At 40.0% G+C, this 16,622-nt stretch carries 18 protein-coding genes and 1 riboswitch; of the genes, 13 read left to right on the top strand and 5 right to left on the bottom strand.

From position 1 onward, the window contains the following. Window positions 1–69: 69 nt before the first annotated feature. The 4 genes from H6614_06770 to H6614_06755 form a co-directional block, all read right to left on the bottom strand. On the bottom strand, window positions 70–459 hold the full coding sequence (locus tag H6614_06770; GenBank protein ID MCB9243358.1) for an energy transducer TonB: 390 nt from the start codon (window positions 457–459) through the stop codon (window positions 70–72). A gap of 110 nt (window positions 460–569) precedes the next feature. Continuing rightward, a complete protein-coding gene (locus tag H6614_06765) occupies window positions 570–947 on the bottom strand; it encodes a TonB family protein (GenBank protein MCB9243357.1) in 378 nt (125 codons plus the stop codon). A gap of 15 nt (window positions 948–962) precedes the next feature. Next, entirely contained in the window at window positions 963–2,606 is a 1,644-nt protein-coding gene (locus H6614_06760; GenBank protein MCB9243356.1) for an arginine--tRNA ligase, read from the bottom strand. Next, window positions 2,607–3,587 carry an NAD-dependent epimerase/dehydratase family protein gene (locus tag H6614_06755; GenBank protein ID MCB9243355.1) on the bottom strand — a complete coding sequence of 327 codons (981 nt, stop codon included), beginning with the start codon at window positions 3,585–3,587 and terminating at the stop codon, window positions 2,607–2,609. Window positions 3,588–3,701: 114 nt separating this feature from the next. Here H6614_06755 and H6614_06750 point away from each other — a divergent pair, with 114 nt between their 5' ends. The 13 genes from H6614_06750 (at window position 3,702) to H6614_06690 (ending at window position 16,195) form a co-directional block, all read left to right on the top strand. Beyond that, window positions 3,702–4,895 (top strand): aminotransferase class I/II-fold pyridoxal phosphate-dependent enzyme, encoded by a 1,194-nt coding sequence (locus tag H6614_06750; protein ID MCB9243354.1) that lies wholly within the window; start codon window positions 3,702–3,704, stop codon window positions 4,893–4,895. 86 nt (window positions 4,896–4,981) lie between these two features. Beyond that, window positions 4,982–5,407 (top strand): hypothetical protein, encoded by a 426-nt coding sequence (locus H6614_06745; GenBank protein ID MCB9243353.1) that lies wholly within the window; start codon window positions 4,982–4,984, stop codon window positions 5,405–5,407. A 62-nt stretch (window positions 5,408–5,469) separates the two neighbouring features. After that, window positions 5,470–5,678: riboswitch (cobalamin riboswitch) on the top strand. A 116-nt stretch (window positions 5,679–5,794) separates the two neighbouring features. Further along, window positions 5,795–7,687 (top strand): TonB-dependent receptor, encoded by a 1,893-nt coding sequence (locus H6614_06740; protein ID MCB9243352.1) that lies wholly within the window; start codon window positions 5,795–5,797, stop codon window positions 7,685–7,687. Between the two features lie 12 nt (window positions 7,688–7,699). Further along, the gene (locus H6614_06735) at window positions 7,700–8,350 is read left to right on the top strand and encodes a cob(I)yrinic acid a,c-diamide adenosyltransferase (GenBank protein ID MCB9243351.1); all 651 of its coding nucleotides are present in this window, start codon (window positions 7,700–7,702) and stop codon (window positions 8,348–8,350) included. Window positions 8,351–8,374: 24 nt separating this feature from the next. Continuing rightward, a complete protein-coding gene (locus tag H6614_06730; protein MCB9243350.1) occupies window positions 8,375–9,406 on the top strand; it encodes a hypothetical protein in 1,032 nt (343 codons plus the stop codon). Between the two features lie 41 nt (window positions 9,407–9,447). After that, window positions 9,448–10,368 carry a hypothetical protein gene (locus H6614_06725; GenBank protein ID MCB9243349.1) on the top strand — a complete coding sequence of 307 codons (921 nt, stop codon included), beginning with the start codon at window positions 9,448–9,450 and terminating at the stop codon, window positions 10,366–10,368. 6 nt (window positions 10,369–10,374) lie between these two features. After that, a complete protein-coding gene (locus H6614_06720; protein ID MCB9243348.1) occupies window positions 10,375–10,920 on the top strand; it encodes a hypothetical protein in 546 nt (181 codons plus the stop codon). Further along, window positions 10,917–11,444, top strand: coding sequence for a gamma carbonic anhydrase family protein (locus tag H6614_06715; protein ID MCB9243347.1), 528 nt, complete (start codon window positions 10,917–10,919; stop codon window positions 11,442–11,444). Before H6614_06720 ends, H6614_06715 begins: the two co-directional genes overlap by 4 nt. Window positions 11,445–11,621: 177 nt before the next feature. After that, window positions 11,622–11,834 carry a cold-shock protein gene (locus H6614_06710; GenBank protein MCB9243346.1) on the top strand — a complete coding sequence of 71 codons (213 nt, stop codon included), beginning with the start codon at window positions 11,622–11,624 and terminating at the stop codon, window positions 11,832–11,834. A gap of 77 nt (window positions 11,835–11,911) precedes the next feature. Beyond that, a complete protein-coding gene (locus H6614_06705; protein MCB9243345.1) occupies window positions 11,912–12,343 on the top strand; it encodes a hypothetical protein in 432 nt (143 codons plus the stop codon). 15 nt (window positions 12,344–12,358) lie between these two features. Beyond that, window positions 12,359–12,814 (top strand): rRNA maturation RNase YbeY, encoded by a 456-nt coding sequence (ybeY, locus tag H6614_06700; GenBank protein ID MCB9243344.1) that lies wholly within the window; start codon window positions 12,359–12,361, stop codon window positions 12,812–12,814. A 71-nt stretch (window positions 12,815–12,885) separates the two neighbouring features. Continuing rightward, entirely contained in the window at window positions 12,886–15,210 is a 2,325-nt protein-coding gene (topA, locus tag H6614_06695; protein MCB9243343.1) for a type I DNA topoisomerase, read from the top strand. Between the two features lie 37 nt (window positions 15,211–15,247). Continuing rightward, window positions 15,248–16,195 (top strand): tyrosine-type recombinase/integrase, encoded by a 948-nt coding sequence (locus tag H6614_06690; GenBank protein MCB9243342.1) that lies wholly within the window; start codon window positions 15,248–15,250, stop codon window positions 16,193–16,195. Here the strand turns inward: H6614_06690 and H6614_06685 are convergent. Then, window positions 16,192–16,617, bottom strand: coding sequence for an arsenate reductase ArsC (locus H6614_06685; GenBank protein MCB9243341.1), 426 nt, complete (start codon window positions 16,615–16,617; stop codon window positions 16,192–16,194). The two genes, H6614_06690 and H6614_06685, sit on opposite strands and share 4 nt — an antisense overlap. Between the last annotated feature and the right edge of the window lie 5 nt (window positions 16,618–16,622).

Here is a 16,622-nt window from a genome sequence, read left to right as displayed (position 1 = left end):
AAGCTCTAGTTAATTCTCTCTTTTATATCCTTTCTCGTAAAAAATCCCGCTCTTTTGGCGGGATTTGCTTTATTCTTCTTGATCCTCTGATTCATCCGACGGATTACGCAACATAAAATTAAAGGGGACCGATATCCAGCATTTGACCGGGACTCCGTCTAGTTTAGCAGGTGCAAATTTTAAGTAACGAGATACTCTGATGATTTCATCATGAAAGACCTCCGGACCTGTAAGTTCATTAGATACATACTCTACATTTCCATAAGCATCAACAAGTACTTTCACAACAACCCTTCCTTCGATCTGTTTTATTCTGGCAGAATCAGGGTAATGGATCATACTTCTAACTGTTCCCAGATTTAAGGGTGTTGGTGCTTCCTCTTTTTTATGTTGATCATCCTGCGCATGCAGATACCCAGCTGCCAATAATAATATTATTATGGAGGTATACTTTATCATTTGTAGTGATGTAAAATAAATATATCGGATTCATTTTATTTCCACAATACTTAACAAAAAATCCCGCTCTTTTGGAGCGGGATTTGCTTATTTGAACTTACAAATAAACCTTATTTACTTTTCATTGGCTCTTTCTTGGGAAGCTTGAAATTGAACGGAACTTCCACCCAGCTTTTGACCGGAACGTCGTTTTCGGTTGCGGGTTCAAATTCAAGACTCCATACTACTTTCTCTACTTCGTCAAAAAATACCGACGGACCTTTGAAATCGTTTCTGGATACTTCTTCTACTACACCATTTTCATTTACCAGAAGTTTAGCAGTTACTCTGCCTTCGATCGACTGGTTCTTAGCATCGTCAGGATATGATATTTTAGTTATAATGCTGTTTAGATTTGTGACCTTCGGAAGTTTGTCACCGGTAACGTTTGCGTGTGCAAATGGAGCTGTTGCTAACAATACGATACATACAAAAAATAATTTCTTCATTAATTTTTTCCTTTGTTACATCCTTTCCGGCGCTGATATGCCGATTATTTTGAAACCATTTTTTAGGACCTGCTTTACTGCAAGTATCAGTTGCAGGCGCACCAAAGATAACTCTTTTTCCTCTAAATTTAAAACCCTATCGTTGTGGTAGAACGAATGAAAGTTACCCGCGACTTCATTTAGATAAGAAATTATCTTGTGCGGTTCAAAAGTCTCAGCTGAATTCGAAACTACTTCCGGAAACTGTGATAAAGTCTTAAGTAACCTTATCTCATCCTCTGTGGTAATTAAATTAAGTTCTATATCCTTAGGTTTAATCTCATTATATACAGGTAAGTTATCATCTGCATTTCGCAAAATACCGCATGCACGCGCATGAGCATATTGTAAATAATACACTGGGTTTTTATCGGATTGCTCCTTTGCCAGCTCTATATCGAAATCCAGGTGCGTATTCGCTCCGCGCATTACAAAGAAGAATTGTGTCGCATCCACACCTACGTCCTCTAGAAGATCATTCAGCTCATATGATTCACCGCTCCTTTTGCTCATTTTGACCGATTCCGCGCCTTTTTTAAAGGTTACCATCTGATGAATGATCACCTTGATATTTGACGTATCATAACCTGCTTTCCTGACACCGTATAAGACCTCTTTGTATGTATCGCCGTGATCAGCCCCGAATATGTCGATTATCAGGTCATACCCGCGCTTTATCTTGTCGATATGATATGCCATGTCGGGAAGCCTGTACGTTGGCTCTCCGGAGGATTTTACTATTACTTTATCCTTCTCGAATCCCTCCGCCTCGTCCATTTTTAGCCAGACAGCGCCTTCACTTTCATAGGACTGTCCCTTCTCTTTGAAATCCTTCAGTATATCATCGATCTTTTTGTCTTTATATAGCGATGTCTCATTGTAAAATATATCGTGCTTTATACCGAGTTTGCCGAGTGTATTTTTTATCGAATCGAAATTATATTCTTCGCCAGCTTTCTTAAAGTATTCCATGTCTGTGGAATCTTTTAATGAATCGCCCTTTTCATCATATATTCTTTGTGCAATGTCTTTTATATAACTGCCATGGTATCCATCCTCCGGGAAAGGGAAGTCTTTGTCGAATATCTGTATGTACCTGGCGTGAACGGACTTACCAAGGTTATCCATCTGTGCGCCGGCATCATTATAATAATATTCGCGGGTTACATCATAACCAACCCATTCCAGTAATGTTGCGATCGCGTTTCCGAGGGAAACCTGTCTGCCGTGACCGGCATGAAGCGGTCCCGTGGGATTTGCGCTTACCCATTCGAGGTCGGCTCGCTTTCCATTGTATTTTTCTGATCGTCCGTAATTATCTGCCTCGTTTAATATTCTCGGGAGGACCTCCCTATAAATGTTATTGCTGAGATAAAAATTTATAAATCCTGCTCCTGCTATCTCGACTTTTTCGATGCGGTTATCATATCCAAGGTTCTCAATTATATCTTCCGCGATTTTTCTGGGTGAACTTTTAAGTTCTTTAGCAAGAGTAAGAGGGAGATTTGTAGTGAAGTCGCCGAACTTTTCATCTTTAGGCGTTGTAATATCGATTTCCTTATTGTCGACTCCCAGCTTTTTAATGGCGGTGGTCAATATTTCTTCAATATACTCTTTCAATTACAGCCACCCTTCTTTTGTATACCACTCGGCAGTTTCCCTGAAACCTTCTTCAAGAGTTACGATCGGATTATATCCGAGTTCTCTCTTTGCTTTTTCACTCGAACATACCCAGCCCTCCGCGGTAATATCTTTCACTTTTTCCACGTTAAGCGTGACGGCCTTGTTAGCGATCTTCCCAAAAAACTCCGCCATGTATCCCACTCCGAATACAAAGAAGTGAGGTATACGTATTTTCAAAGACTTCTTATTTAAAATGTTTGATGTAATGACACCGACTTCGTCCCAGTTATATGCTTTATCCGATCCGATGAAATATATTTGTCCGTTTGATGCATCTTTCTCTGCTGCAAGGACGATACCGTCCACGAGCTCTTTCACATATGATAAAGTTAAATACTTATCACCGAAACCTATGAGACTGTTTAAACCTTTTTTAAAAGTCTGAAAGTAAATTAATATCTCGGTATCCCGCGGACCGTAAACTGCCGGCGGTCGGATTATCGTAACATTCATTTCATCTTTGTGTTTCATTACTTCTTTTTCGGCTTCGAGTTTTGTCTCCGCGTATGATGTCATAGGTTTAGGCTCATAAGTCTCGTCGATTGCAACTCCTTTTGGTGTAGGTCCGCATACAGCAAGCGAGGAAATGTGTACAAATTTTTTGATGTTTGGATTTACCTTTTTTGTAATTTCAACTAGGTTTTTCGTAGCTAAATGATTGCCTTTTATATAGCCTTCCTTGTTCTTTGCTTTTACAACTCCGGCACAATGGAACACATAATCCATGTCTTTGATTACATCCTCCAATGCCTCATTGGAGAATAGGTCACCATCGACGAACTTAACCGGCTTATCCTTTAACCATCTAATATTTGATGTTTTACGCTTTAGACAATACGGCTCGATACCCATTTCTATAAGCTTATCCACCAGGTGGCTTCCAACAAACCCGGTAGCCCCTGTCACAAATGCCTTCATAGATTCGACCTTATCTTTTGATTATTTTAAGGATAGAAGTTAAATATTATAATTACTATTTTCTATTTTAAAATTTTTCATAACATTAGGATAACAATTATTTAACACTACTATATGGATCTATTTGAGAAAGCGTATAATTTTAAGCGAGCCGATGAGGTAAAAGCTGCGGGATTTTATCCGTATTTCAGAGCCATCGAGGCTAATGAAGGACCCGTAGTTAAGATAGAAGGAAGAGAAGTTATAATGGCAGGATCCAATAATTATCTCGGACTGACCACACATCCAAAAGTTAAGCAAGCCGCGATCGATGCCGTAAATCAATACGGAACCGGCTGTTCGGGATCGAGATATCTTACCGGAACACTCGATTTACATATAAAACTTGAAGAGAAGCTCGCTGATTACATCGGTAAAGAGAGCGTGCTTCTTTTTTCTACCGGTTATCAAACAGCGCAGGGTATTATTCCGACCTTAGTACAGAAAGATGAGTATATGATCTCTGATAAAGATAACCATGCATGTATTCTTGCTGCAAATATGATGGCTCGCGGTGCCTTTGCGAAGTTCATGCGTTACAAACATAACGACATGGCGGACCTCGAAAGAGTTTTATCGGCTCTTCCTGATGATGCGCCAAAGCTCATTGCTTCAGATGGTGTATTTTCCACGACAGGAGAGATAGTTGACCTTCCTAAATTAGTTGAATTAGCAAAAAAGCATAACGCAAGGATTTTAATAGATGATGCCCACGCTACAGGTGTTATAGGTAAAGGCGGTAGAGGCACGGCTTCGGAATTTGACCTTGTTGATGAAGTCGATATGACGATGGGTACTTTCTCGAAGACTTTTGCATCACTCGGAGGTTTTGTTGCTGCTGAAGCGCCGGTCATTAATTACATAAAACACCATTCGCCTGCGTTGATATTCTCTGCATCTCCTACTCCTTCTTCTGTTGCGGCAGCCGATGCAGCGCTCGACATTTTAAGAGCTGAACCGGAGAGGATCGATAATTTGATCAGGAACGCAAACAAAATGCGTCAGGGATATAAAGACATGGGCTTTAAGATCATCGAAGCAAAAACAGCTGTTGTTCCTGTTATTCTGGGAGATGATATGCTGGTATTCCAGTTCTGGAGAAAGCTATTCGATGCAGGTGTATTCGTAAATGCGTTTATTTCCCCCGGTGTACCACAACACCTTGCTATGCTCAGAACATCTTATATGGCGACACACGAGGATGAACATTTGGACAGGATATTGGAGATATTTGGTGACATTGGTAAGGAGCTAGGTGTTATTTCATAAGACTACTTTTCTTTTAGGCTATATTAATATATTAAAGCTCCTTATATTTCGGGAGCTTTTTTATTCCAAAACTCAATCCGATCAAAATGAAATTCCGTTTAATAATATTGCTGTTCGTAGCTTTTGCGCTTTACTCGTGTGGTAATAATGAACCCATTCATGACCAGAATAATGACCAGGATCAGACCGAAGATGTGGATGACGAAGACGGTGATACAACAGCTCTTTCCGACGCAGAGCTGTTCAGTATGGTTCTTGTGAATGACGTATTGCAAGGAAACGAGGAAAGTGATCTGCAGTCTTACCTTGAAGAGGAAATATATCCAACGATGGAAAAGGCTTCAAAGGTAACACTCGATAGGCTATCGTCATCGGTTTATATTCTTACTTATGAATTGAACGGAAGCAAAAGCTCACTCTTGATACAAAAGTTCTACGATCCCGTTAACCAGCAAATAGTTTTTGAAAAAACAGAAACAGGTTACGGATTGAAATCGCAGTATGTTAGATAGCCGTTTTATTATTGAGTTTGCAAATAAGATTTTTTTAGATTAGTTTTGTAATACGTTGTTCTTAACAAATCAATGCTTGCGGTTCCTAAACTCTGAGATGAGTAGAGGATGAAAAGGGAATCCGGTGAAATTCCGGAGCTGTCCCCGCAACTGTAAAAGAGAAGATCGGTCGGTGAGCTTAGCTCACTATCCACTGCCGGATTTTGACGGTGGGAAGGAGACCGGAAATTGCTCTTGAGTCAGGAGACCTGCCGAAAAGCATCTATTTTCATATTCTTCGTGGGTAAAGTTATATGGCTATAAGAGAAACTCCTTGTTTCATTTATATCTTCACATACACACGTGAGATGAATGAGATAAGGAGTTTTTTATTTACATGACTGAAGCTTGAAGAAAATTATATACATATTATTATTGATCTTACTGCCTGCACCGGTGGTCATATCACAAGATTCTGTGAAATACACGACCGATGAAATTAAGGTTACCAGCAATATAATAGAGACGAGCGTTTTCCACTCCCCTGCAAAGATAGAGGTTTTGAGGAGAGATTTTATTTTGTCAAAGAATGGGGACAGACTTTCCGACATTCTCCAATCGGCAGGGGGTGTATTTATTAAATCTTACGGCAATGGATCATCGCTTCAGACTATCTCAATGAACGGGATGGAAACGGAACAGACCTTGCTTTTGCTAAATGGCAGTAAGCTCAACTCATATCAGAATGCTCAGATAGATCTCTCGCTTATTTCAAAAGATAATATTGAGCGAATCGAAGTTGTGAGCAGCGGGTACAGCTCTCTCTATGGGTCGGACGCGATTGGTGGCGTAGTTAATATCATTACTACAGAAAACAAAAAAGACTTCGGATTTAAACTCAATACACAGGCTGGTTCATATGGATATAGAAAAGTATATCTTGATGTGAATAACAGGATAAAGAATTTTTCTATTAATGCTGGCTATTCTAACGAAGCGTCCGATGATGATTTTGATTACTATTATAATACCGGACAGGAGAACATTCTAAAAACCCGTGTCAATAATACTTATACCTTCCAGAATGTATTCTCTGATATGGGTCTGAAATTAAGTAATGAGCAAAGCCTTTCTTATTATACTAATTTTGTTTCGGATAGGCGGGATATTCCCGGACTTGAATCTGGTACCGCCCCGGCAAACACAAAAGAAAAAGAAAGGAATTGGAATAATATTATTGTTTATAAAAACTCCATAAATAGAAACTTTACTCTACGCAGTGAAGGGAATTTCCAGAATAACCTCTCCAATTACTATGATGAGCAATACATAGATAGCTATTATAAAAATATTGTCCTATCCAATAGGTCCCAGTTAGATTACAGTTCCGGGATTTTTAAAATTGCCGGCGGATACGATCTCACCTATGCAACCATAAATAGTAATGAACTTGAATCAGACGTTAACAGGTATCAAACGGGGTTATTCACTGCTGTCGAAGTAAGTCTCTTTGATGATTTGAAAATATTTCCTTCATTTAGGGTGGATAATGTTTCCGATATAAACCAAACGAATGCCGCCGGGAAGCTGGGTATCAATTACAAACCCTTTGCCGCTGTAGATCTATACATGAGAGCGAATATTGGGAATAATTACGCCGCACCCACGTTTAATCAGCTCTATTGGAAGCAGGGAGGTAATCCCGATCTTCGCACACAAAGGTCATTTAATATAGATGGTGGACTTATATATAGATTCAACTTTATAACGGATAATGTTGTGGATGTTAATTATACCGGAATAGATTTTACCGATAAGATAATTTGGCAGCCGGGTGCTAATGGCATCTGGTCACCTAATAATGTTGGCAAGACGCGTTCCGATGTATTTGCATTTGGCTTCACCGCATCAAGTGAACTAGCTCGTAATATCAATATTGATCTCGGAATAAATTACACTTACGCAAATTCCGTTAATAAGACCAACGAGTATTATGATAAGCAGATCATTTACATCCCAAAAGAAATGTCAAAGGCTAACCTAGGTTTAGCATATAAGTCTATCGGTTTAAATCTCTATTATAATTTTATCGGCAAACGGTATTTGGATTTTGAAAATACAAGATTCCTTCCTGCGGTTGATCTGCTTGATGGGAATGTTTACTACAATTATTCATTATGGAAAATAAAAGCACAGGCAAAGGTGGAAATAAATAATATTTTTGATACTGATTACCAGATCATGCCGGGCTATCCTATGCCGTTGCGTAATTTTAAAATTGGATTATCAATTAGTTATTAAAGGAATATTCTTATGAATGAAAAAGAAATAATCGAAGGTGGAAGTAAGCTTCACGAAAAAATGATGAAGACCCTCGAGGGGTATAAAGAGCTTTCAGATGAGGAAAAGAACTGCATTCATGTTTACTATGGATATGGTAAAGGTAAGACCACTGCATCGATTGGTCTGTCGATTCGCGCCCTGGGTGCGGAAAAGAAAGTAGCCATTGTCCAATTCGATAAGGGTTATGATGGAAAGAATGAACATTACAGCGAACGGAAAGTTCTTCGCAAGCTTAAAGAGATTGGTTACCCAATGATAATCTATCCTACGGGCTGTGAAAGGATGAATGAGGATGGAACGTTCCGTTTTAAAAGCAATGATGATGACCTTGCCGAAGCTCAGCGCGGTCTCAGCATTGCAAAGGACCTCATCGAAAATGGCAATCAGGACTTACTTGTCTTAGATGAGATTATTGCCGCCGTTGCATATAACCTGCTTAAAAAGGAAGAAGTTGAGGAGGTTATTGCTCTATATAGAAAAAACCAACGTTTTGAAATGGTAATGACAGGGCATAAGCTGTGGGATGGACTCGAAGAAAAAGTTGACCTTATCACCGAGATGCGTAAAGTAAAACACTATTTCGATGCGGGTATTCCTGCACGCGAAGGAATCGAATTTTAAATAACCTTCTAAATATATCTTTAAATGAGAAAATCTTTAAAACTTTCCCTGATATTGTTCGTTCTAAGTATTTTGTATTTGCAAGGATGTTCCCGGGATGAACTAACAGGACCCGGAACAGTGATAATAACCGCCAGAGGTGTATATGTTCTCTCGGAAGGGAATGGTACTTCATCATCTGTAGCGTTATCATATTATAATATTACGGATTCTTCATTCACGCAAAATATACTTTCCCAAAATGTCGGCTCGTATCCGGACGGACTCATTGCAAGTGGCAATGATTTGTATATGACTGCGCAGGGTAATTTCGGCTCGGCAGGTAAAATATATAAGCTCGACCAGACTGGGAATGTACAGGCTTCAAACGATGTCGGCACAAATCCGTATTCATTGACGGAGGCAAGTGGCAAATTATATGTAACTAACGGACCTGCAAGCAACGTTTCTGTAGTCGATAAAAGTACTTTGAATACAACGAACACGATCCCTGTTGGCTCATACCCGCAAGAGATCATTACTTACGGAACCAAAGTTTATGTTTGCAACACAAGCGCTTTTGGTGGTTCCGATGATTCGACTGTCTCTGTAATTGATTCGCAAAACGATGTGGTTGTAGCTGTTATTAATGTACAAAAAGATCCTTCCGCACTTGCTTTATCAAATGATGGCAAACTTCTAATCGGTTGTCCAGGCACAAACAAATATATATACAAGGTTGATCCAAACAGTTACGCTAAATTAGATTCGTTCCTCATTCCTGACGGATGCTATCGTGATATTTCCGTAGATAAGACTTCCGACAATATTTATTTCATCGCAGGAAGTTTCCCTTCATTTAGAGTATTAAGATTAAACCTTTCAACGAGGGCGCTAACAGAAATTATGTCCGTGGGAAACAATTACTATGGATTGGTATTCGATAGCGTTACAGGTGATTTGTTTGTTTCCATAGTGCCTGACTTTACCAATAACGGAAAGCTGAGGGTACTCTCCGGAGGAATTGCCACGGATTACACGACCGGCGTAGCTCCCAGAAGGCTCCTGATAAAGTAAATTACTCTTTATTATTATATTAACTATCCCTATTTTTAATTATGATCGACGTTGAAAATAGGGATGGTCATATTAAAGCGATGAAATGCGACCCGCCGCACGACTGCATTCTTGAAGGAAATATCCCTTCAGACTCAGAAATAAAAATTTATATAAAAAGAAGGGTACTTACGGAAATTGATGACTACATGTCGGGCGACATAAATAAGGAGCTCGGCGGTGTGCTGATTGGGGATTTGTGTGAAAATTCGACCGGTGAGCGGTTTATATATATCCGGGACTATGTACACGCAAAACATACTACCGCATCTGTATCACGGCTGACATTCACTCACGATACATGGGAACATTTCGATAGGGAAATAGAGAAAAAATTTCCTGATCAAATGGTTCTCGGATGGTATCATTCTCACCCGGGTCACACGGTTTTTCTTTCCGGGCATGATATGTTCATACAGGAGAACTTTTTCAATATGGACTTTATGGTAGCTTACGTTTACGATCCGACCATAAATGAGAGAGGGTTTTTCTATTGGAATGATAAGAAAACAGAAAAGTCGAGCGGTTATTATGTAGCTATCGAGGAAGGCGATAAAGTATTCTCTGCTGCTGGGGGATCTGTACTGGATGATAAGCCCCAAAAGGAGGAATATGTACAATATCCTGACCCTGAAACGGATGACAAGCCCCAAAGCGGAAGCGGTTTAAAAAATATTCTCATCATTATTTTACTGATTGGGAACATCCTCCTTTCGCTGTTTTTGTTTTACCAGTATACAGAGATTGAGAAGAGAACTCGTTCTTCTGAACAGCTTTTGCAGGATATGTCCGAACTAAAAGAGAACTACAGGAATTTAAATCAAAAACTCGAGAATTTTATTATTGAATCCGAAATGAAACAGAATAAGGTTGATTCACTTATGAATGATTCATTGAAAAGTGATTCTATGATTACTAAATAAATATTTATGAGCCCAAGACAAAGAAGACTGCACGCTGACTTTGAAAAATTAAAAGCGGAATTTTTAAAACACCCAAATATAACGCTCGAATATGAAGCTGTGGATGGAAATGTACCGGAGAGATATTTCGTAGCATATAAAGACGTGCGTGGAATAAAACTTTCTTCCGGTTCGACGAAAGATGAGAAAGTACCGGAGTATGTCAATGAGCATAAGATCGAAATTTATCTTCACATCGACTATCCAAGATTAAAACCTCAGTGTTATATCTTGACTGAGATATTTCATCCTAATTTTCGCATTGCCTCACCTCATGATATATGCATCGGTGATTACTGGGCTTCGGGCGAGACGCTGGTGGATATTATCTACCAGATTGGGGAGATGATACAATACAAGAACTATGGTATCTCCAGTCCGCTCAACGGCATCGCAGCGAAATGGGCGCGCGAGAATAAACATCTCTTTCCGTCCGATGATAAAGAACTTCGGCTGGGGGAGTTAGACATTGACCTTCACGACGTCGAGATAGAACTAAACGATTCCAAGTGATCACCATCGAGCCATATATGGGCATCAGTCCAAAGATCCATGAATCAGTCTTCCTTTGTGAGGGCGCGCGAATTATTGGGGATGTGGTGATTGAGAAGGATTCCAGTGTATGGTATAATACCGTCATCCGCGGAGACGTAAATTACATCCGTATTGGTGAGAGAACAAATATTCAGGATAACTCTATTTTGCATGTAACGTACAAAAAATACCCGCTGGTGATAGGCTCGGACGTTACAGCCGGGCACGGCGTTGTCGTTCATGGATGTACTGTTAAAGATTCTGTTTTAATAGGGATGGGTGCTATTTTACTTGATAATTGCACAGTAAATTCAAATTCACTTATTGCTGCCGGAACGGTTGTAAGGGAAGGATTTGAAGTTCCGGAGGGAGTCCTCGTGGCAGGTGTACCGGGTAGGATTATAAGGGAGTTATCATCGGAAGAGATAGATAAAATTAAACAGAGCGCGAGGAATTATGTGATGTATGTAGGTAATTATAGAGGTGCAAATGTCAAAGAATAATTGTTTTATATAGGTTTACATATTGACAAATCAAATTAATATCTCTATTTTAGTAGGTATTGTTCTTTAACCACATACAAAGTACAGGTAGTTCTGCATTTGAGGTGTGAATTTTTAATTATTTTTTACCTGTAGCTTTGATTCTCAAATGCGGAGTCATTTTTAAATTTCCAAGTAATGCCGAAAGGAAAAGTAAAGTGGTTTGATGCTAAAAAGGGCTTCGGATTCATTATTAGTGATGATGAAGGTGCCAAAGACATCTTCGTTCATTATACTGCCATAGCTTCGGATAACTCTTTCAAAACTCTGGAAGATGGCGTAGCTGTTGAGTATGAAATAGAAGAAGACGACAAAGGGCAGAAAGCTAAGAATGTCCGTGTTGTCGGATAAATTAGTTAGCATCTAAAAAAACTTATCAACCCTAATTGATTTTCTTCAGTTAGGGTTTTTAAATAAAAGGAAGTTGCTTGATAAATTTCAAGGACAGCACCAAAGAGTTGCTTCGACAGGTCGAAGAACTGTTTGATACGAAGTTTGCTGGAGAGGGCGCATCTTATTCTCTGCAACTTAAAAACCTAAAGGATAACTCCAAGATTCACGTGGAAGTGATCCCTGAATCGGAAGAAGGTGAGGGAGGGTCATACCTTATTTCCGTGTATACGAATAACTGTCACTTACAGCTTCAATCTTGCAGAAAGTTTATTGTGAGCAAGATGCTCGAGGAAGCTATATTTGTATCGGAAACGGAAGATAAGATATCCGGTTTGATAATCTCAAAGCAGGGGGACTGCGCGCTTTATTCGAATGTCGATAAAAAGCTTCTCAGCTCCGACTTTGCAGATCTTAATTCCGAAAAGCTGTTATCGGCAGTTGCTCTTTCTGTTATGGAATCTGCCTAAATTAAAGATTAGGGTATTACTAAAGTTAATCTAATATACGAGATCGAGTTTATTCCCGAAAGGGAACAGAAATCGTTATTAAAGAGTAAAGTAGTAGAGGCTGTTAAAACCCTCCATAAGGAGGAAGGATTAAACTGTTCCATAGTCAGTTTCCTTTTTTGCACGGACGAAAGGATAAGGAAGTTTAACAGGGAGTTTCTCTCACACGATTACGAAACCGATATTCTGACTTTTTACGATACAGATGACCGCGGAAAGATAGAAAGTGACATAATTATCTCCCCGGATACGGTGAAATATAACTCAAAGCGCTTTAAGAAGAGTTTTTCCGAAGAATTGTTTCGCGTCATTCTTCACGGATTACTGCATTTATGCGGTTATGATGATAAAAGTGCTAAAAACAAAAAGATAATGAGACAAAAAGAGGATCAATATTTGGAGAAAATTGGATATTTGAATCTAAATGCTTAATTTTTAACTTACTGGAACTATTTTTTACTTAAAATACATTACAGGTAATAGATAATCACTAAATTCTTATAATGGGCAAATCATTAGTAATAGTAGAGTCACCTTCAAAGGCTAAAACGATAAATAAATACTTAGGTAAGGATTATGTTGTAGAGGCTACGGTAGGGCATATTAAGAACCTTCCCAAAAGCAAGATCAGCGTTGATATTGAAGACGGTTATAAACCCGTTTACGAGACTATAGCAGGTAAGGAAGATGTAATTGACAAACTCAAAGGAATAGCTAAAAAATCCGACCAAATCTTCATAGCGACTGACCCTGATAGGGAAGGCGAGGCTATCGCTGCTGATATCGCCGGTGAGATAAAACCCGTAAATAAGAACATTCAGCGAGTTTTATTCAATGAGATAACTAAAACCGGTGTAAAAGAGGCTATGGATAGCCCCAGGAGCATTGATGAGGACCTGGTGACATCTCAGATGGCAAGAAGGGTCATGGACAGGATCTTGGGCTATAAAGTTAGCCCTTTTTTATGGAAAACGTTTTTCTTCGGTCTTTCAGCAGGAAGAGTGCAATCCGTCGCTTTAAAGCTCATTTGTGACCGTGAGAAAGAGATACGATCATTCAAACCCAAAGAATATTGGACAATTGACGGGCTGTTTACTAAACCATCCGGAAATTCCAAGCCTTTTTCGGCAAGATTATATAAGATTAACGAAGATACACTGAAATTTAATGGTGAAAAACCATGTATCGAAAATATTGATCAGGCTCACAAGATACTTCAGGACCTGCAGAATAACCAATATAAAATAACAGATGTTACGGTTAAAGAGGTAAAGCGAAATCCTCCGATGCCTTTTACAACTAGTGTGCTCCAGCAGGCAGCTTCGACCAATCTCGGCTTTTCTCCGAAAAAGACAATGATGCTGGCGCAAAAGCTTTATGAAGGTATCGAAGTAGTGAAAGGGGAAGGAAACGTAGGTCTTATTACTTATATGAGGACTGATTCTACCAGGCTCAGCCCTGAAGCAGTAGCATCATGCAGAGATTATATAAAGAATAATTTCGGGAAAGAGTTCATCCCCGATAAACCGAATAATACTACAGCCAAAAAGAGCTCTAAGAAGACTCAGGATGCTCACGAAGCTATCCGCCCGACTAATATGGAACGTGAACCTGCAGTCCTTAAATCGCTCACGAAGGACCTTGCCGCGCTGTATAAATTGATATGGAATAGGTTTGTTGCATCACAGATGACACCGGCGGTTTATGACCAAAAGACGATTATTATCAAAGCTCTCAGCCCTCGCGGTAACGTTGATCAGTATTTCTTCCGTGCTTCCGGCAGAACGCTTAAGTTCGAAGGTTTCTTAAAAGTTTATGGTGATACAACCGAGGATCAGAACCCGGATGAAGACAACAGCATCATCCCGGAAAATCTCAGCGTGGATGATATGCTCAAAGCGATAAGCATGAACAAAGAGCAGAAGTTCACTAAACCACCGGCACGGTATACCGAATCCAGTCTTATCAAACAGCTAGACGCGCTGGGTATTGGACGTCCTAGTACGTTCGCGCTCATTGTATCGACTGTTATCGATAGGAAGTACGTCGAACTCGATGAGAGGAAGCTCTTTGCGACGACACTAGGCATGACCGTGAATGAAATTCTCGACAAACATTTCGAGGATGTAATTAACGTAGAGTTCACAGCAAAAATGGAAGACGAACTTGACACGATCGCCAACGGTGAATCCACATACAAAAAAGTTCTCGACGATTTTTATATCCCGTTCAGCAAGGACCTGGATGCCGCCGATAAGGTTGCTAAAGATATAAAAGCAAGCCTTACTGAGAAGACAGACATTACCTGTCCCGAGTGCGGTGAGGAAACAGGTGCGAAGATGGTCAAAAAATGGGGAAGGAACGGACAGTTCATGGCTTGCGAAAGATACCCTACCTGTAAAGCCTCCATGCCACTTGAAGAAGAGCATGCTGAACATAAGGAACTTGCGAAAGGTGTTACATGCGATCTGTGCGGAGCCGATATGGTCGTTAAGGTCGGCAGGTACGGTAAATTCTATGGATGTTCCAACTATCCAAAGTGTAAGGGCATTAAACCTATAACTCTCGGCATCAAATGTCCGAAATGTAATGAAGGTGAGATTCTCGAGCGCAGGGGTGGTAAGGCAAAGAGATTATTCTATGGCTGCACCAGGTATCCCGATTGCGATTTTATCTCCAATTACAAGCCGGTCATACAAAACTGCGAGAGCTGTGAAAGCAATTACCTGGTCAAAAAGACCACGAAGAAGGACGGGGATTTCCTCGAGTGCCCGAATTGTAAGGCTAAGTACGAAATAAAAGAAGAAGTAGAAGAAGTGGCGGAATAATAAACCGGACGCTTTGAAGCAGAGCTTTCAAAAATACATGGATGAGTACCTTGAATACCTTGAGGTAACCAAAAACTACTCTCATCACACACTCATCTCCTATCAAAACGACCTTCTGCAGTTTGCTAAATTCCTCTACATTTCCGAACACAGTATCGAGGAGAAATCGGAGTTTGACCCGAACGACGTAGTCCTGGATTTCGAAAAACTCCCTCTGGGTATGCTTAAATCTTTCATCGCTGAACTCTCCGATCCATCGAGCAAGATATATAATACAAAAAGACGGTCGAACACCAAGTTTTCTAAGAAGTCCATTTCACGTAAGATATCTGTGTTAAAATCCCTATACAAATTTCTTGGCAAAAAAGGTTACGTTTCAAAAAATACAACCTCCGGCTTGATATTCCCAAAGCTGGATAAGAAGCTCCCCGAATTTCTAACTAAAAAGGAAATGGAAACCTTACTCGAGGAAAAAGAGGGGATAGAGTTCACCACACTTGAAAAAGCTATCCTGGAATTATTCTATAGTACCGGTATGAGGCTGTCTGAACTCATCAATCTGAAGTTTACGAACGTTGATCTTAAGAAAAAGACCGTTAAAGTAATGGGTAAGGGTTCGAAAGAAAGGATTATACCGTTCGGGCAGTACGCGCACAAAGCTTTGAATAACTTTCTGCAGGTTAGAGATATTGCGAACGTTAAAAATTCGGATTACTTCTTTATCGACAATAAGGGGAACAAACTTTATGAAATGAAGGTGTACAGGATAATTAAAAAGAAACTTTCACTTGTCACCGAATCTAAAAAGAAATCACCTCACGTTCTTCGTCATTCTTTCGCAACACATCTTCTCGATAGCGGAGCTGACATCCGCGCTGTGAAAGACCTGCTCGGTCATGAGAGTCTTTCCACCACGCAGGTCTATACTCACGTTACTCCTGAGAAATTAAAGAAAGCCTACAAGCAGGCTCACCCGAAAGCCTAATCTATTAGATTTTCATCATAAAACTTCTTCATCTCTTCCTGTATCTGGTCACGTACTTTCCTGAATACACCCAAAACTTCTTCTTCCGAACCCGTCGCCTCTGCCGGATCTTCGAATCCGATGTGTATCCTGTGCTTCACGTCGCCGGTGAATACCGGGCATGTTTCCTTTGCGTGATCACACACGGTAATTACATAATCGAACGGCATATCCAGGTACTTACTTACGTTCTCCGGTTGTTGACTGCTAATATCTATGCCTATCTCATCCATTACTTTGATTGCGCCTCTGCTGACTGCGCCTGCCGGAGCTACTCCCGCAGAATATACTTCCAGCCCGTTATCGAATGACTTAAAAAATCCCTCCGCCATCTGACTTCGGCATGAATTTCCTGTACAGAGTATTAGTATTCGTTTTCCCATTTATA

The organism is Ignavibacteriales bacterium (assembly GCA_020635255.1).
Lineage (GTDB): Bacteria > Bacteroidota > Ignavibacteria > Tepidaquicellales > Tepidaquicellaceae > JAEYVS01.
The sequence above is the reverse complement of the archived record's forward strand: the minus strand, read 5'-3'. Positions and strand labels throughout refer to the sequence as shown.